The sequence below is a fragment of the Ruegeria sp. CG1 genome (assembly GCF_056537265.1).
On sequence record NZ_JBQFRF010000001.1, the window covers coordinates 488,124 to 505,104 of the forward strand.

General features: G+C 57.1%; 15 protein-coding genes and 3 tRNA genes. 8 read left to right on the plus strand and 10 right to left on the minus strand.

Going from position 1 to position 16,981, the window contains the following annotated elements:
• Positions 1 to 2: 2 nt before the first annotated feature.
• Together pgi and ACR0AU_RS02455 are read left to right on the plus strand one after the other, a co-directional pair.
• Positions 3 to 1,613: a glucose-6-phosphate isomerase gene (gene pgi, locus ACR0AU_RS02450; protein ID WP_170595494.1), complete on the plus strand. Its 1,611-nt coding sequence runs from the start codon at positions 3 to 5 to the stop codon at positions 1,611 to 1,613.
• Positions 1,614 to 1,719: 106 nt separating this feature from the next.
• On the plus strand, positions 1,720 to 3,339 hold the full coding sequence (locus ACR0AU_RS02455) for a long-chain-fatty-acid--CoA ligase (protein ID WP_480795222.1): 1,620 nt from the start codon (positions 1,720 to 1,722) through the stop codon (positions 3,337 to 3,339).
• 18 nt (positions 3,340 to 3,357) lie between these two features.
• On the opposite strand, the gene ACR0AU_RS02460 is transcribed toward ACR0AU_RS02455, so the two are convergent.
• From ACR0AU_RS02460 to ACR0AU_RS02470, 3 genes are all read right to left on the minus strand, one after another.
• Positions 3,358 to 3,432 (minus strand) — tRNA-Asn (locus tag ACR0AU_RS02460).
• 117 nt (positions 3,433 to 3,549) lie between these two features.
• A tRNA-Asn gene (locus ACR0AU_RS02465) sits at positions 3,550 to 3,624 on the minus strand.
• 73 nt (positions 3,625 to 3,697) lie between these two features.
• The gene (locus tag ACR0AU_RS02470) at positions 3,698 to 4,612 is read right to left on the minus strand and encodes an MBL fold metallo-hydrolase (RefSeq protein ID WP_480795223.1); all 915 of its coding nucleotides are present in this window, start codon (positions 4,610 to 4,612) and stop codon (positions 3,698 to 3,700) included.
• 44 nt (positions 4,613 to 4,656) lie between these two features.
• On the opposite strand from ACR0AU_RS02470, the gene ACR0AU_RS02475 reads away from it, so the two are divergent.
• Positions 4,657 to 5,976 carry an ATP-binding protein gene (locus ACR0AU_RS02475; RefSeq protein ID WP_480795224.1) on the plus strand — a complete coding sequence of 440 codons (1,320 nt, stop codon included), beginning with the start codon at positions 4,657 to 4,659 and terminating at the stop codon, positions 5,974 to 5,976.
• A 2-nt stretch (positions 5,977 to 5,978) separates the two neighbouring features.
• On the opposite strand, the gene ACR0AU_RS02480 is transcribed toward ACR0AU_RS02475, so the two are convergent.
• Positions 5,979 to 6,055: transfer RNA gene (locus ACR0AU_RS02480), tRNA-Ile, on the minus strand.
• A 107-nt stretch (positions 6,056 to 6,162) separates the two neighbouring features.
• Here ACR0AU_RS02480 and purM point away from each other — a divergent pair.
• The 3 genes from purM to rnd all read left to right on the plus strand — a co-directional run bounded on the left by purM (position 6,163) and on the right by rnd (position 9,070).
• Entirely contained in the window at positions 6,163 to 7,209 is a 1,047-nt protein-coding gene (gene purM, locus ACR0AU_RS02485) for a phosphoribosylformylglycinamidine cyclo-ligase (protein WP_170732448.1), read from the plus strand.
• Positions 7,206 to 7,802: a phosphoribosylglycinamide formyltransferase gene (purN, locus tag ACR0AU_RS02490; RefSeq protein ID WP_170732312.1), complete on the plus strand. Its 597-nt coding sequence runs from the start codon at positions 7,206 to 7,208 to the stop codon at positions 7,800 to 7,802. Before purM ends, purN begins: the two co-directional genes overlap by 4 nt.
• 110 nt (positions 7,803 to 7,912) lie before the next feature.
• Complete coding sequence (rnd, locus tag ACR0AU_RS02495) at positions 7,913 to 9,070, plus strand: ribonuclease D (RefSeq protein ID WP_170646165.1); 1,158 nt, start codon at positions 7,913 to 7,915, stop codon at positions 9,068 to 9,070.
• On the opposite strand, the gene ACR0AU_RS02500 is transcribed toward rnd, so the two are convergent.
• Positions 9,067 to 9,591, minus strand: coding sequence for a hypothetical protein (locus tag ACR0AU_RS02500; protein ID WP_170392961.1), 525 nt, complete (start codon positions 9,589 to 9,591; stop codon positions 9,067 to 9,069). The genes rnd and ACR0AU_RS02500 overlap by 4 nt on opposite strands.
• Positions 9,592 to 9,732: 141 nt before the next feature.
• Between ACR0AU_RS02500 and ACR0AU_RS02505 the strand changes: the two genes are divergently transcribed.
• The gene (locus ACR0AU_RS02505; RefSeq protein WP_170595504.1) at positions 9,733 to 10,143 is read left to right on the plus strand and encodes a SufE family protein; all 411 of its coding nucleotides are present in this window, start codon (positions 9,733 to 9,735) and stop codon (positions 10,141 to 10,143) included.
• 3 nt (positions 10,144 to 10,146) lie between these two features.
• On the opposite strand, the gene ACR0AU_RS02510 is transcribed toward ACR0AU_RS02505, so the two are convergent.
• Together ACR0AU_RS02510 and ACR0AU_RS02515 are read right to left on the minus strand one after the other, a co-directional pair.
• Complete coding sequence (locus ACR0AU_RS02510) at positions 10,147 to 10,812, minus strand: DUF1638 domain-containing protein (protein ID WP_480795225.1); 666 nt, start codon at positions 10,810 to 10,812, stop codon at positions 10,147 to 10,149.
• Positions 10,813 to 10,913: 101 nt separating this feature from the next.
• Positions 10,914 to 11,612, minus strand: a complete 699-nt coding sequence (locus ACR0AU_RS02515; protein WP_170392964.1) for a corrinoid protein — start codon at positions 11,610 to 11,612, stop codon at positions 10,914 to 10,916.
• A 315-nt stretch (positions 11,613 to 11,927) separates the two neighbouring features.
• Between ACR0AU_RS02515 and ACR0AU_RS02520 the strand changes: the two genes are divergently transcribed.
• The gene (locus tag ACR0AU_RS02520) at positions 11,928 to 12,995 is read left to right on the plus strand and encodes a PA0069 family radical SAM protein (RefSeq protein WP_480795226.1); all 1,068 of its coding nucleotides are present in this window, start codon (positions 11,928 to 11,930) and stop codon (positions 12,993 to 12,995) included.
• Between the two features lie 9 nt (positions 12,996 to 13,004).
• On the opposite strand, the gene ACR0AU_RS02525 is transcribed toward ACR0AU_RS02520, so the two are convergent.
• From ACR0AU_RS02525 to gltX, 3 genes are all read right to left on the minus strand, one after another.
• Complete coding sequence (locus ACR0AU_RS02525; protein WP_170732309.1) at positions 13,005 to 13,946, minus strand: autotransporter domain-containing protein; 942 nt, start codon at positions 13,944 to 13,946, stop codon at positions 13,005 to 13,007.
• A 171-nt stretch (positions 13,947 to 14,117) separates the two neighbouring features.
• Positions 14,118 to 15,413 (minus strand): citrate synthase, encoded by a 1,296-nt coding sequence (gene gltA, locus ACR0AU_RS02530; protein WP_170392967.1) that lies wholly within the window; start codon positions 15,411 to 15,413, stop codon positions 14,118 to 14,120.
• A 114-nt stretch (positions 15,414 to 15,527) separates the two neighbouring features.
• Positions 15,528 to 16,934 (minus strand): glutamate--tRNA ligase, encoded by a 1,407-nt coding sequence (gene gltX / locus ACR0AU_RS02535; protein WP_170732307.1) that lies wholly within the window; start codon positions 16,932 to 16,934, stop codon positions 15,528 to 15,530.
• Between the last annotated feature and the right edge of the window lie 47 nt (positions 16,935 to 16,981).

Consider the following 16,981-nt stretch of genomic DNA (forward strand, 5'->3'; position numbering starts at 1 on the left):
CGATGCAGCTGGATCAATTGAACTCACTCGCAGCCACACAGACGGGCCGTCGGATACTCGATCTGTTTGACGCCGATCCAAACCGGGCGCAGGGTTTCTCTGCTTCGACCGGAGATCTGCTGTTTGACTATTCGAAGACACAAATCGACGAAGATATCCGCGCGGCACTGATCCAGCTTTGCGATCAAGTCGAATTGGCAGAGCGTCGGGCCGCGATGTTCTCCGGTGAAAAGATCAACGAAACCGAAGGCCGGGCTGTATTGCATACCGCGCTACGCAATCTCGACGGAGGCCCGGTCGAGGTCGATGGTCAGGATGTAATGCCGGACGTACTGGGCACTTTGCAGCGAATGCGCGTCTTTGCCGAAGAAGTGCGTGGCGGAGCGATCAAAGGGGCAGGGGGCGGCTTTACGGATGTTGTCAATATTGGCATCGGCGGCTCGGACCTTGGGCCGGTGATGGCGACGCATGCCTTGGCACCTTATCACGACGGGCCAAGGCTGCATTATGTCTCAAACGTGGATGGTGCGCATATTGCGGATACGCTGCGCCCGCTTGATCCGACACGGACTCTGGTGATTGTCGCGTCGAAGACCTTTACGACCATCGAGACGATGACCAATGCGCGCACGGCGCGGGCTTGGATGGTCGATGGTGGTGGTGATCCGGCGCGGCAATTCGCAGCGGTCTCCAGCGCTGTTGACAAGACTCAGGCCTTCGGGATTCCCGAGTCGCGGGTGTTTGGCTTCGCGGATTGGGTCGGCGGGCGGTACTCGGTCTGGGGGCCGGTCGGACTGCCGGTAATGATCGCCGTTGGCTCGAACGCGTTTGACGCGTTTCTGCGGGGCGGTCAGGCGATGGATCTGCACTTTCAATCCGCCGAATGGGCAGAAAATCTGCCAGTTATGCTGGCGCTTGTGGGGGTCTGGCATCGTCAGGTGCTTGGGCATGCCAGCCGCGCAGTTCTGCCATATGATCAGCGTCTGCTGCGCCTGCCTGCCTATTTCCAACAACTTGAGATGGAATCGAACGGTAAATCCGTCGCGATGGATGGCAGCGCGCTGACCATGCCTTCAGGACCGGTCGTCTGGGGCGAACCGGGCACCAATGGACAGCACGCCTTTTATCAGTTGATCCATCAGGGCACCGATGTGATCCCCTGCGAATTCATGGTGGCGGCAAACGGGCATGAGCCGGAACTGGCCCATCATCATCGCCTTCTATTGGCCAATTGCTTGGCCCAGTCCGAAGCGCTAATGCGGGGTCGGTCGCTGGATGTTGCACGCGCACGCATGGCCGAAAAAGGCCTGACAGGCGACGAGTTGGAGCGTCAGGCACGCCATCGTGTGTTTTCGGGCGACCGCCCGTCAACCACGCTGATCTATCCGCAGCTTACCCCGTTTGTGCTGGGTCAAATCATTGCGCTTTATGAACACCGTGTGTTTGTCGAAGGCGTGCTGCTTGGAATCAACTCGTTCGATCAGTGGGGTGTTGAGCTGGGCAAGGAACTGGCAACGTCTCTGGGACCGATCGTGGACGGTGAGGTTAGCGCCGAAGGCAAAGATGGCTCGACCTCGGCGCTGGTTGGATACGCATTGCGACATCGCGGTTGACGCGGCACCCTGCCGCACTCTCTTATTGTCAGACAATTGAATTCTTGGCAGGGTTGTTGCCAAGACATAACGGCGCGGCCAAGCGCTGACGATGGGAGGAATGTCCATGCTGGGACAGATGATGACGCAGCCTTTGCTGATTTCGTCGCTGATTGAACATGCTGAACGTTATCACGGGCAGACCGAGATCATCTCGGTCGAGACCGACGGAACCGTCACCGAGACCAACTGGTCCGGGATCGCGCAAAACGCCCGACGGATGGCTTCGGCGTTAGAGAAACTGGGGCTGCAACCGCAGGATCGCGTGGGCACGCTGGCCTGGAATAACCGCCGCCACCTTGAGATCTACTATGCAGTGTCCGGCGCGGGCTTTGTCTGCCACACGATAAACCCGCGTCTGTTTCCCGAACAACTAACCTATATAATCAACCACGCGCAGGACCGGGTCCTGTTCTTCGATGCGACCTTCCTGCCTTTGGTCGCCGCGCTGCAAGAGCATCTGACCGAGGTGCAGTACTATGTGCTGATGGGTGCGCGGGACGAGGCTGCGCTGTCTCAGGTGCCGGGGTTGGTTTTTTATGACGAGCTCATTGAAACCGGTGATACAGACTACGCGTGGCCCAGCTTTGATGAAAACACTGCCTCCAGCCTCTGTTATACTTCGGGTACCACTGGGAACCCCAAAGGCGTTCTCTATTCCCACCGCTCTACAGTTCTGCACAGCTTCGCGTCGAACACGCGCGACGTAATCGGCTATTCCGCCATGGATGTGGTGATGCCGGTGGTGCCAATGTTCCACGTCAACGCTTGGGGCTCGCCCTATGCCAGCGCTATGTCTGGTTCGCGAATGGTGATGCCGGGGCCGGGATTGCATGGCGAGGCATTGGTCAATCTGATCGACACATATGGCGTCACGCTGGCGATGGGCGTACCGACCATTTGGCAAGGTCTGCTGGCCCATGCCGCGACATGCGGGACCAAGTTGAAAAGCCTCAATCGTACTGTAATCGGTGGTGCGGCATGCCCGCCCTCAATGATTGAAACGTTCCGCGAAACTTATGGAGTCGATACCGTCCACGCCTGGGGCATGAGCGAAATGAGCCCGCTGGGCACGACGAACTATCCGATGGCCAAACATCTGGACATGCCCATGGAGGCACAGCACAAGCTGCGCGAAAACCAAGGCCGCCCGCCCTTTGGGGTTGAACTAAAAATCGTCGATGATGATGGCAGAGATCTTCCCCATGACGGTGAAACGCAGGGCGATCTGATGGTGCGCGGCCATTGGGTGCTGGACAGCTACTTCCACATGCAGGATGAGGCCTTGTTGCAAGAAGGCTGGTTCGCGACTGGCGACGTTGCAACACTGGACCCGGATGGGTTCATGACCATCCGCGACCGGTCGAAAGATATCATCAAATCGGGGGGCGAATGGATCAGCTCTGTCGAGTTGGAGAACATCGCGGTCGCACACCCTCAGCTAGCGACGGCTGCCGTTGTGGGCGTGCCGCATCCGAAATGGGACGAACGCCCGCTTTTAGTAGCAGTGAAGGCCGAGGGCGAAGAACCGACCGAGCAGGATTTGTTGGCATTCTTCGACGGCAAAATCGCAAATTGGCAGGTACCCGACAAGGTCGTGTTCGTTGATGCCTTGCCCCTTAACGCGACCGGAAAGGTCCTGAAACGCACGTTGCGCTCGGATTTCAGTGATGCGCTGATGGGATAAGTGCCAGTCTGGGAAGAATGGCTCCGGCGGTAGGGATCGAACCTACGACCAATTGATTAACAGTCAACTGCTCTACCGCTGAGCTACGCCGGAACGGTCCGCGCCGTATAGCAACCTCAAATTGCGGCGTCCAGTGGGGTAGTGGAGTTTTTTCTGCGAAAAAACTTCGCCGTGGCTCACGCAGCTAATTATGAAGAATTTGGTGTGATTTGGCTCCGGCGGTAGGGATCGAACCTACGACCAATTGATTAACAGTCAACTGCTCTACCGCTGAGCTACGCCGGAACTGAGGGGCGTATAACAACCCGTATTTTCGGCGTCCAGAGGGGAAGCGCACGGGCCGCCAATTTTTTCCGATTCACGCGATGCGCTTGAAACGAGACGCAACTGACAGATCCCCCAAGGGCGCTACACGGGATCTGCCGGTCAGATCAACCAGATGGGCGAAGACATTACGCTCGGCCGCGGGAAGCAGCGCGGCGGGGGTTTCGATATAGATTCGTTGGGCAAGCTGTTGGGCCGTTTCAGGGCCATTTTCCAGGGCGTCGAGTATCTGTGATTCTCGCTGCAATCGGTGGTCTATCAGCCAATCCAGGCGTTTGTCAGGACCCGTAATGGGGGCACCATGCCCGGGGTGAAAAACCGACCATTTGCGCGCGCGCAGGCGGCGACAGGCTGCCATGAAATCCGTCAGGTCCCCGTCCGGGGGCGAGACCAGAGAGCTGGCCCAGCCCATGACGTGATCAGCCGTAAAGCAGACATCCCCCCAGGCCAACGCGATATGGTTGCCCAGATGGCCGGGTGTGTGGATCACTTCGAGTTGCCAGCCTTCTGCCGCGACGCGTTCACCGTCTTCAAGCTCGATATCAGGGCGGAAATCGGCATCGATTCCCTCACCACCTCCGGCAAGCCCGTTCTGGGCCAGCTCGGTCATGACTTCGCTGCGTCCAGCTTGCGGACCACCAAAAGCCAGAACCGGAGCGCCGGTGCGGGATGCGAGCGGGGCGGCCAAAGGCGAGTGATCCAGATGGGTGTGCGTAACAAATATGTGGCTGATCCGCTGCCCGGGTTCCAGCGCATCAACGATGGCTTGCAAATGCGCTTCACTCAATGGCCCAGGGTCGATGACAGCAATGTCCTCATCGCCCAGAAGGTAGGTATTCGTACCACGATAAGTCATTGGCGAGGGATTGGGCGCAAGAATGCGCCTTAGCCCCGGGGCAAGCACGGCAACCTGTCCAGGGAGAGGGTTGAAATCGTCGGGGGCTTGCATTCTGACCTCTTCCTCTTGCCCGGGCAGCCCGCTAGGTTTAGCGCATGTCGACCCAATGGCTCAAACCCTATATGCCGCGCAGCCTATATGCGCGTGCCGCACTCATTCTGGTACTGCCGGTCATTGTCGTGCTTTTGGTGGTGGCGATTGCCTTTTTGCAAAAACATCTTGAAGAAGTGACCGCCCAGATGACCCGCACGGCGGCGCGCGAGGTGACACTGGTGCTGGACGTGATGGAGGGTGCGGAAACCCAGCAGCAGGCATTGGCAGCTGCGCGGCAGGACTTGTCGGTCTTGAACATGACCGCCCGTTTTCTGCCGCCGAATGAAGAGCCGAAAAACAGTCCGCGTCGATGGTACGATTTCATTGCCCCGCAGGTGGATGCGGAAATGCGCAGCTTGTTGCCTGAAACCCAGTATGTGGCTCTGCCAAATGGACAGGAAGTGAGTCTTTTTCTGGCAACCAATCTGGGCATGCTTGAGCTAGAGTTTGATCGCCGACGCCTGTCGCCGACTGCACCGCATCAGCTGATTGTGACGATGGTGTTCTTTGCGGCTCTGATGACAACGATCTCGTTTCTCTACATGCGCAATCAGTTGCGCCCGATCACGCGCCTTGCGGACGCGGCGCAGGCCTTTGGTCGCGGGCGGGTCGTGCCTTATTCACCCGGTGGCGCAATCGAGGTACGCGCTGCGGGCAATGCCTTCGTTGACATGCGCGCCCGAATCGAGCGGCAGATTGAGCAGCGCACGTTCATGTTGTCGGGGGTCAGCCACGATCTGCGCACACCTCTGACGCGTCTGAAACTTGGATTAGCTATGTTGCCCGAGGACGAGGCCGCACCGTTGTTGCAAGACGTGGACGAGATGCAATCGCTGCTGGATGCATTCTTGGACTTCTCGCGTGGCGCTGCAGAGAGCGCACCCGAAGAGATTGAACCCGAAAACTGGCTGAGCCAAATCGTTGACGATGCACAGCGCGCGGGCCAGCACGTTGAACTAATCTCGGTCGAGGGGCGTGGAACGGCAATGCTGCGCCCATCGGCCATGCGCAGGGCAGTAGAGAATCTGATTGGAAACGCGAATCGCTATGGTTCACGCGCCGAGGTCAGCCTTTCGATGACGCCAAAGTCACTACGCATTCGGGTTGAAGATGACGGCCCCGGTATCCCGATCGAACAACGCACCGAGGCCGTCAAACCCTTCACGCGACTTGATCCGGCGCGAAACCAGAATCAGGGCACCGGCGTGGGTTTGGGCCTTGCGATTGTTGCCGATATCGCCCGCGTACATGGTGGTATTCTGCGACTGGGCAGCAGCGAAAGGCTGGGCGGATTAAGCGCGGATATCGTGATTGGACGGTGATTTGGTAGGCCCGGAGGGACTCGAACCCCCAACCAAAGCGTTATGAGCGCTCTGCTCTAACCAATTGAGCTACAGGCCCGCCTGAGGGCTTTGCCTATCACGATGGCAGCCCGCGTCAAGCCTGACCGTTGCAACATGGCCCACAATCGAATAACCCGCGCGCAAAGCACTCATGAGGGATTGGCCATGACAGCGGGCAAGAACGGAATCACCTATGCCGACGCAGGTGTAGATATCGATGCAGGCAACGCTCTGGTCGATCGGATCAAGCCTGCGGCCAAGCGCACCAACCGTTCGGGCGTGATGAGCGGGCTAGGCGGATTTGGCGCTCTGTTCGACCTGAAAGCGGCTGGCTATCAAGACCCGGTTCTGGTGGGCGCAACCGATGGTGTGGGCACCAAGCTGCGGATCGCAATTGATACCGGCGTTGTCGATGGCGTGGGAATCGATCTGGTGGCGATGTGCGTCAACGATCTGATCTGCCAAGGTGCTGAGCCGCTGTTTTTCCTGGATTATTTTGCCACCGGTAAGCTGGACACCGATACTGCCGCGCGGATTATCGAAGGAATTGCCGAGGGGTGTGTCCAATCTGGCTGCGCCCTGATTGGTGGTGAAACCGCCGAAATGCCGGGTATGTACCCTGACGGCGATTTCGATCTGGCCGGTTTCTCGGTTGGTGCCATGGAACGCGGGGCCGCATTGCCCGAGGGCGTTGAACAGGGTGATGTCCTGCTGGGGCTGGCTTCGAACGGGGTGCATTCCAACGGCTATTCGCTGGTGCGCAAACTGGTTGAAATGTCCGGGCTGGGCTGGGAGGAAGAGTCGCCTTTCGGTGGCGGAACATTGGGTGAGGCTCTGCTGACCCCCACGCGGCTGTATGTGAAACCAGCGCTGCAGGCGATCCGGGCTGGCGGCGTTCGCGCGCTTGCCCATATAACCGGCGGCGGCCTCACCGAAAATCTGCCGCGCGTATTGCCCGAAGGGCTCGGGGCCGAGATTGATTTGAGTGCTTGGGACTTGCCGCCTGTGTTCAAATGGATGGCCGAGACCGGGGGGATCGCCGAATCCGAGATGTTGAAGACATTCAACTGCGGCATCGGCATGATTGTTGTCTGCGCTGCAGATCAGGCGGATGAGCTTACAACACTGCTTGCAGAGGCAGGCGAATCCGTTGCGCGCATCGGAACGGTCACCGCAGCGTCGGGTATGGCCTATTCAGGCAAACTGCTGTGAGCCACAAGCGCGTCGCGATCCTGATCTCCGGGGGCGGATCGAACATGCTGTCGCTGGTCGACAGCATGAATGGCGATCATCCAGGCCGACCATGTCTGGTATTGTCGAACGACACAAATGCCGGAGGGCTGAAGAAAGCTGCACAGCGCGGAATTCCGACCGCAGCCGTCGACCACAAGCCCTTTGGCAAAGATCGCGCTGCGTTTGAGGCAGAACTGCTTAAACCGCTTATGGCAGCCCGGCCGGATGTTGTCTGTCTGGCCGGTTTCATGCGTGTATTGACGGGTGAATTTGTATCGCGTTTCCAGGGCCGGATGCTGAACATCCACCCATCGCTTTTGCCTAAGTACAAGGGTTTGAACACCCATGCACGCGCAATTGAAGCAGGCGACGCCGAACATGGCTGCACCGTTCACGAAGTTACTGCCGCGTTAGATGACGGGCCGATTCTGGGTCAGGCGCGCGTGGGTGTACGGGTAGGGGACACGCCTGAGGAGCTCGCCGCCCGCGTGTTGACCTGGGAGCACAAACTCTACCCTGCCGTGCTTCGCCGTTATTGTATGGGTAACAAAGACCCAGTTCTTCTGCCCTAACGCGGCGGGGTGATTTACACGCAAAGGTTATTCGTCTTATGGTCGCATATCGCTCGGGACGAGGACGGCACGGGCAGTCACAATAACCAAAAGCAAGAACAGCACCGCGCATGAAAACCCTGACGACGACGCAAGAGCTGGCCGCATTCTGCTCGGCTGCTGCACAATATCCTTATGTCACTGTAGATACCGAATTTCTGCGCGAACGGACCTATTATTCGAAACTCTGTCTGGTGCAGCTTGCGGTGCCATCGGAAGATGAAGACAGCGCCGTTCTGGTTGATCCATTGGCTGACGGCATGTCGCTGGAGCCTTTGTACCAGCTGTTCAGCGACGAAAGCGTGGTCAAGGTTTTCCACGCCGCGCGGCAGGATCTTGAAATTTTTTGGGTCGACGCGGGCGTCTTTCCGACTCCGTTGTTTGATACTCAGGTCGCTGCGATGGTCTGCGGTTTTGGTGAACAGGTTGGCTATGAGACTCTGGTCCGGAAGATTTGCAAGGAAGGGGTCGATAAAACTTCTCGCTTCACCGATTGGTCACGGCGCCCTCTGACGGATGCGCAGAAAACATACGCACTGGCAGATGTAACCCATCTTCGGAAAATCTATGAGCAACTGGCTGCAGAACTTAAGAAGTCGCGCCGGGATCACTGGGTCGCAGAAGAGCTTCGCATACTGACCCGACCCGAGACATATGACATTCGCCCGGAAGAGGCGTGGCGGCGGGTCAAAACGCGGACCAACTCTGCCAAATTTCTGGCCGTGGTTCGAGAGCTGGCGCAGTTCCGTGAGGCCTATGCGCAAGAGAACAATGTGCCACGAAGCCGTGTGTTCAAAGACGATGCGTTGATCGAGATGGCCTCGACCAAGCCCAAGACGCCCTCTGATCTGGGCGGATCGCGCTTGTTGCTGCGCGAAGCGCGCAAAGGGGCGATCGCAGAAGGCATTCTGGAGGCGGTAAAACGGGGCGTAGGTTGCCCGCAAGACCGATTGCCGAAAATTGACAACAGCCGCGACAAGCTGAAGGTCAACCCTGCACTTGCAGATTTGCTGCGCGTTCTTTTGAAATCAAAGACCGAAAGCGCAGGCGTTGCCGCAAAATTGATCGCCTCCAGCGCGGAATTGGATCAGATCGCTGCAGGCGAACGAGAAGTTCCCGCCATGTCTGGTTGGCGGTTCGAGGTTTTTGGCGAGGACGCGCTGAAGCTTTGCGAAGGCAAGATTGCTTTGGCCGCCAAGGGACAGGCCGTGCAGGTTGTCTCGCTTTAACGGCGACGGGATTCCAACGCGTTCTGCTGGCCTTTGACCCGAACTAAACGAATACCTTCCAGTTCTTTCCGGCTTACATTGACGGCCTCTGAAACCATCCGCGACCGTTCGGTGCCCTGCGCAGTGGCGTAGTCCGGGTAATCCACGCGGAAGGTGAATTCCATAACGCCATTTTTGCTGAGTTCTTCAGATCTTACGCGCGCGAGCTGTGCGTTGAACGCACCCTGTCGAATGGCTGTGCCAGCCGCATAGATGATTGCGCCCGTCGAGGTTGGGTCGATCCGCAATTCGTTGATCACGGCGATTGGAACGCTGTTATCCTCGGCGTCCGGACGCTCGAACAGGCCTTTTTTGTCGGCATTTTCGGGAACCAATGCATTGGCGTCATCGGCTGATACTTCGGATGGGCTGGGTGTGCTGCTGCCAAACCAGTTCGATGGATTCGCGCTTGAGTTGCTCCAGTTGCTACAAGCGGACAGAGCCATTGTGAAGATCATCAGAACAGGCAGAGTTTTGTGCATGGACCCAGTACTTTGTGCAACTTTACCTGCATCGGGTTAACGCAAATTCGATCGTTTGAAAAGCCACGCTGGGGACTGGACAGTCGGTAGCGCTGAGCATAGTTCACAATTGTGAATGCGTAACGCAAGGACGGACCCGATATGGCAACGCCAGCCTTCGAAGAGATAGTCGAGGATTTCGAGTTCCTGGAGGACTGGGAAGACCGCTATCGCCATGTGATCGAGCAGGGCAAAGCGATGGAGCCTCTGGATGATGCATTCAAAGTCCCTGCGACCAAGGTGAATGGTTGCGCCAGTCAGGTCTGGCTGCATCCAACCATTGAGGGCGGTCAATTCCGCTTTGACGGTGACAGCGATGCCCTGATTGTTCGGGGCCTGATTGCGGTTCTGCGTAGCCTGTATAACGGCTTGCCGGTGGCCGAGGTGCCCGGTGTTGATGCCGGTGGAGAACTCGCGCGTCTGGGGTTGCAGGATCATTTGTCTGCCCAACGTTCAAACGGGTTACGCGCTATGATAGAACGTATTCGCGAAGTGGCATTGGCCAGCGCCTGACTTTTAGGTGGATTTGCGCGCTGCCCAGTCAGCAAGCGTGGTTTCCAAATCGCCATAGCCGGTTTGCCGACGCTCGAACTCCAGCCCCATCCGATCAGCGCACTCCTGCGCGCGACGGGTCAAGTCGGGATCATCGGTTTGCGCCTGATAAACGAGCTTGGTGTAATTGCCGAAATACATCTCACGCAATTCAGGATGCCGGTCCAGACCCAGCGGTTTCCAGACAAACGCATCAAACTGCCGCGCAAGGAAATCTGTCAGATAAAAAGCGGTGGTTTCATCGTCGCCATGCGCGGCAAAGGCCAAATTGCCCTCGAAGAAAGAATAGCAATGGGGCCCTTGGATCATCTCGACCCCCAGCCGCTCGCATGCTGTCTGTAACAAGCCACCGGTTCCACAATCGGCATAGACAACGTAGATGCGGTCGTATGAGCCCCGATGCTTGGCAACCGCATCCTCGACCGCCTGTGTGATCTTTTCCGGGTGCACATGCAAAATGGCGGGCAGGCAAGTCAGGGCCATGTGATCCCAGCCGTTCCGTTCTTTCAGGTCCAGAATCTCGCGGGCCAGTGCACCGCATGCGATCAGAAGAATCGACTCGGCGCTGTGCGGTGCGACATAGCCTTGACGGGTCAGGCTGTCATCGTCTGGGATCTGTGAGCCGGTCATCTGATCTCTCTGGCTGGTCTTTAGCTATATATGTGCCCGAGGTTCGGACAAAAAAGGCCGCCCCAAAAAGGACGGCCTGTCTCACGATATGATCTCGCACCTTAGCCGGCCAGTTGGTTGTGCTTGCGCGACATGAAGTCCTTGGCCATTTCCACCGCCACGGCTGCGTCGCGGCAATAGCCGTCAGCGCCGATCGCCTTGCCGAACTCTTCGTTCAGCGGAGCGCCGCCAACCAGAACGGTGTACTCATCACGCAGGCCTTGTTCGACCAACGTGTCGATTACGACCTTCATATAAGGCATCGTCGTCGTCAGCAGAGCGGACATGCCCAGAATGTCGGGCTGTTCGTTTTCCAGCGCTTCGAGGTAGTTCTCGACCGGGTTGTTGATGCCGATATCGACAACTTCGAACCCGGCGCCTTCCATCATCATCGCAACAAGGTTCTTGCCGATGTCATGGATGTCACCCTTTACGGTGCCGATCACCATCTTGCCAACGCGCGGAGCACCAGTTTCAGCCAGCAGAGGCTTCAGGATCGCCATACCGCCTTTCATGGCGTTGGCCGCCAGCAGAACCTCAGGCACGAACAGGATGCCGTCGCGGAAGTCATGGCCGACAATTGTCATGCCGCCAACCAGCGCTTTGGTCAGGATGTCATAGGGTTGCCATCCGCGCTCGAGCAGGATGTTCACACCTTCTTCGATCTCTTCCTTCAGGCCGTCATAAAGGTCATCGAACATCTGTTCGACGAGTTCGTCATCATTCAGTTCGGACAGGACGATGTCTTCTTCATCAGACATGGGTATTTCCCTGAGCTGTGCGGGCCTGCGGCCCGTGGTGGCATTTTCTCCGTTTTGGCCATTTCGTCGCAGGTGTACTGTGACGATTGCGACCTAGGTCGTTCTGAGACCGACCTATAGGCCGAATATTCGCACTCAGCGACATCGAATTTTGCAAGATCATCCTGCATTGGTTTCATTAGCCACGGTAAATTCACCTGCAGTCTAATGGGTCGCCTGTTTCGAGCATCTGATGATTTTTGGGAATCGAAACATGAATCTTGCCAGTGAAACTGGTTTTTATTACATCTAGTGATGGGAACAAAAGGAGAACAAATGACTTCTGCCATCAAAAGCCCTGGGCGCGGAGCAACCTCAAACGAAGCAGGTCGATTCGAGAGGTTTACAACCGAGTTGACCGAAGATGGCTGGGATTTGCCAGACGAACTGCCCCCTTTGCGGACCGAAGTTCGGGAAGAAATAGCGCGCAATCTGATTACCTATAACAAGTCGCCGGACCTACCTTTTGACCGATCCATAAACCCATATCGGGGCTGCGAGCATGGATGCGTGTATTGCTTTGCTCGGCCAACGCATGCGTATCTGGGGCTGTCTCCGGGTTTGGACTTCGAAACCCGCCTTGTTGCGCGACCCAATGCGGCTGAGCTATTGCGTCGCGAACTCTCGGCACGTTCTTACAAGGTGGCCACGATTGCACTGGGCACCAACACCGATCCCTATCAACCCATCGAAAAAAACCGCAAGATAACAAGAAGCTGTCTAAAGGTTCTGAGAGATTTTCAACATCCGGTCGGTATTGTGACCAAAGGGACTCTGATCGAGCGTGATCTTGATATTCTGGCACCGATGGCCAGCGATGGTCTTGTCCGGGTTGGCATTTCGCTGACCACATTGGACCGGGATATTTCCCGGCGGATGGAACCACGAGCACCTTCGCCGCAGCGCAGGCTCGGAATGATCCGCAACCTGACCGAGGCTGGCGTGCCTGTGCGCGTTATGACGTCTCCAATCCTGCCCGGATTAACCGATCATGAGCTGGAAAATCTGCTGGAGGCCGGAAAGCAGGCTGGCGCCGATGCTGCAAGCTGGATCATGCTGCGGCTTCCCCGTGAAGTATCCGCGCTCTGGCGCGAGTGGCTGATCGAACATCAGCCGGGCAGGGCTGAGAAGGTGATGGCACGGCTGCGCGAAATGCATGGGGGCAGGGAATATGATCCCCGATGGGGCCACCGCATGCGGGGCGAAGGGACCTATGCCGAGATGATTGCGCAACGGTTCAAGGCCGCAGTCAAACGTCTCGGACTGTCGACAGACATGCCGCCTCTGAACTGTGCGGCGTTTGCACCTCCACCCCAGCCCGGTGATCAACTGGCTTTGTTTTGAAGCCTTGGTTCAGAAACTAATGCCAATACCGGCCGAGAATCCGTTGACGGTATCGCTGCCGTAGTAGCGGACCATAAACCGTGTCGTTGATACCCAAGGCACCCATGTGTCAGACAGATCGACCTCGATCCCACCACCTACGCGGGCCAGCCAGTCGGTGCCCAATACAAGTGACTGATCCCCGATCAGATAGGACAGGGACAGATCGCCCACCCAGCGGACCGGGCGACCGAACATGCGTTTTCCAGTTGGAAAGCGGTAGCGTGACCACAGAACTGCATTTGCGGCAGTTGATTCAACCAACAAGTCCTCGTTGTCTCCGATAGGCCAGTATTCGATATGGGTATAGCGCAGGCTTGCCTCGAATTCCCGGTCGTTGGACAGAGCTTTCTCGTACGAGACCGTCATCGATCCGCCTGCGCCACCAGCCCAGATGCCGCCGCTTTCGAGAAAGTCTCGATCAAGCCCCAGGCGGTTGGCGATGGCTTGCGCACCGACAGATGCGTCGGATTGCGTACGTCCGACCGAGATATGGGCCATCGGGGTCATTTTCCAATACTCGCCGATGTCGAACTGATAGCCGACACCGCCGGTCAGGGCGAGGCTGGTCCATTTCAGCGGAATACGCGTGGTATCTCCGGTGCCGCTGAAGGTCAGAACGGGGTCATAGCGCGCGTAGCCTATATACCCCTCAAGATAGATCGGCACGCCCTCAGCAAGGCGAAACCCGCCGCCCAGCTGGGCGGATTTGAAATCGTAATCGCGATTGTCTGTATTTGACTGCAGCGAGATTGCGCTGGCAGAATCGTCCGGGATGCCTGCTAGCCCTAAGATTGCCAACGACCCGGCGGCGTTTTCCTGCTGCTGCTTCTCAAAAGCACGTTCCAGCACGCTTTGAGCGGATGCCGATTGCGCAAGTAGCAACATAATGAGCAAGAGGATTAAACGCATGAGAACCAAACACTATTCGCCGGACGCGGCAACATTAGGCGGACTAACGCAGTGCGGAAAGATGCATCGAAACAGTCATTTACGTTTGGTTTCGAACGGTCTCATTTTGGTAACGCTACGGAAAAAAAGACCCCGGATAACCGGGGTCTTAACATCGATATTGTGTGTGGATCAGCGGTTTTCGATGTCCACGTAATCGCGGTTGGTCGCGCCCAGATAAAGCTGACGTGGGCGTCCGATCTTATTCTGTGGATCGGCAATCATTTCTTTCCACTGGCTAACCCAGCCAACGGTACGTGACAACGCGAAGATTGGCGTGAACATCGAGGTCGGGAAGCCCATCGCTTCCATCACGATGCCCGAATAAAAGTCGACATTCGGGAACAGTTTCTTTTCGATGAAATACGGATCTTCCAGAGCCTGTTTTTCCAGCGCCTTCGCGACCTGTAGTTTGGGATTGTTTTCTACGCCCAGCAGGTCAAGTACTTCGTCTGCCGATTGCTTCATCACTTTCGCGCGTGGATCGAAGTTCTTGTAGACGCGGTGGCCAAAGCCCATCAGACGGAACGGGTCATCTTTGTCTTTGGCGCGCTCGATAAACTCGGGGATGCGGTCCACGCTGCCGATCTCTTCCAGCATTTCAAGGCAAGCCTGGTTCGCACCACCATGGGCCGGACCCCAGAGACAGGCGATACCGGCCGCGATACAGGCGAACGGGTTTGCACCCGAAGAAGATGCCAGACGCACCGTCGAAGTCGAGGCGTTCTGTTCGTGATCCGCCTGCAGCATGAAGATACGATCCATGGCGCGTGCCAGAATCGGGTTCACCTCGTAATCTTCGGCAGGAACGGCAAAACACATGCGCAGGAAGTTTGACGCATAGTCCAGGTCGTTGCGCGGATACACGAAGGGCTGACCGATATGGTATTTGTAGGCCCAGGCCGCGATGGTCGGCATTTTTGCGATCAAACGGTGCGAAGCTACTTCACGCTGACGCGGGTCCGCGATGTCGGTCGAATCGTGATAGAACGCAGACATGGCACCGACAACACCCACCATGATGGCCATCGGATGCGCATCCCGGCGGAATCCGCGATAGAAATACTGCATCTGCTCGTGCAGCATCGTGTGGCGGGTGATTGTGGTCTCGAAGTTCTCCAGATCCTTTGCCGAAGGCAGCTCGCCATACAGCAGCAGATAGCTGAGTTCGAGGAAATGCGACTTCGAGGCGATCTGTTCGATCGGATAACCGCGATGCAGCAACTCGCCCTTGTCACCGTCGATGAATGTAATGGTGCTGTCACAGCTTGCGGTGGACGTGAAACCCGGATCATAAGTAAAGACGCCAGCCTGACCATAGAGCTTGCGGATATCGATCACATCGGGCCCAGCGGTCGGAGAAAACACCGGCAGATCATAGCTTTCGCCGTGGACAGTCAGTTTGGCTGATTTTTTGCTCTCGGTCATGTTTGTCCCTTCTTCATTCGTGCGCATGCCGGATCGCTGTCCGACAAAGCAGGCAACGACTGCGTTCCGTCGCGCAGTCCGTTCTTAACGGAGCAGCGTTACCCTTATGTGAAATCAGGCCGGGTTCGCTGCATCAGAAAGCCGCGCCAGGGTTTCATCGCGCCCAAGCACAAGCATCATGTCAAATACCGAAGGTGTAACTGCCCGGCCCGCTAGTGCCGCCCGCAGCGGACCAGCCAATTTGCCGAACTTAACCCCATTCGCCTCTGCGAACGAATTCAGGGTCTCCTCCAGTTCGTTCCGGGACCAGCTAGCATTTTGCAGCTGCGGCGTCAATTCTTTCAGTATACCGTCGGATACAGATGCCAGCGCCTTTGCGGCCTTTTCATCTGGCTGGATAGGTCGCGACGTAAGCACAAAATGAGCTTTTTCAATGAGTTCCGGGAACGTGCGTGCGCGGTCCTTGAGGCAATACATCGCACGGACCAAATCACTGGATTGTGTTTCGGAAAGCGGCGGCAAACCAGCTGACTTCAGATATCCCTGAATTTCATGCTGCAGCGCGGCATCTTCCCCGACGGCAATATGTTGTCCACAAAGGTTTTCAAGCTTCTTCACATCAAACCGCGCCGGGCTTTTGCCAATGCCATCCAGATCGAACCACTCTTTAGCTTGGGCATCGGTAAAGAACTCATCATCCCCATGGCTCCAGCCCAGCCGAGCCAGATAGTTGCGCATTCCGGATGCCGGATATCCCATGGCCTGATATTCTTGCGCCCCCAACGCACCGTGACGTTTGCTGAGCTTTTTCCCATCGGGTCCATGGATCAAAGGGATATGCGCCCAGACTGGTACATCCCAACCCATCGCCTCGTAGATCATCATCTGACGGGCGGCGTTGTTGAGGTGATCGTCGCCCCGGATCACATGAGTCACGCCCATATCATGATCGTCAACCACAACGGCCAGCATATAGACCGGAGTCCCATCCGAACGCAGCAGGATCATGTCATCCAACTGATCGTTGCGAATGGTGACATCGCCCTGCACCTGATCGCGGATCACAGTGGCACCGTCTTGCGGAGCCTTGATGCGGATCACGTAAGGTGCGTCGGGATGTGTGGCAGGGTCAGCCTCGCGCCACGGGCTGCGAAACAGGGTCGACTGCCCCTCGGCCCGCGCCTGTTCACGGAATGCAGCGATTTCTTCCTGCGTCGAAAAGCACTTGTATGCCTTGCCGTCGGACAGCAATTGATGCGCGACCTCTGCATGTCGAGGGGCACCCTCGAATTGGCTGACGACCTCACCGTCATGATCAAGCCCTAGCCAGTCCATGCCTTGCAGTATGGCCGCTGTTGCTTCCGGCGTGGAACGTTCCCGATCGGTATCCTCGATCCGCAACAGGAACTGGCCGCCGCGACCCCGCGCATAAAGCCAGTTGAACAGAGCAGTGCGGGCGCCACCGATATGCAGAAATCCGGTGGGAGAGGGGGCAAAACGGGTGACGACCTGATCGGACATGGTGTGGATTAACCTTTTGGTAACCTTAGCGGGCATAGTTTGGCGAC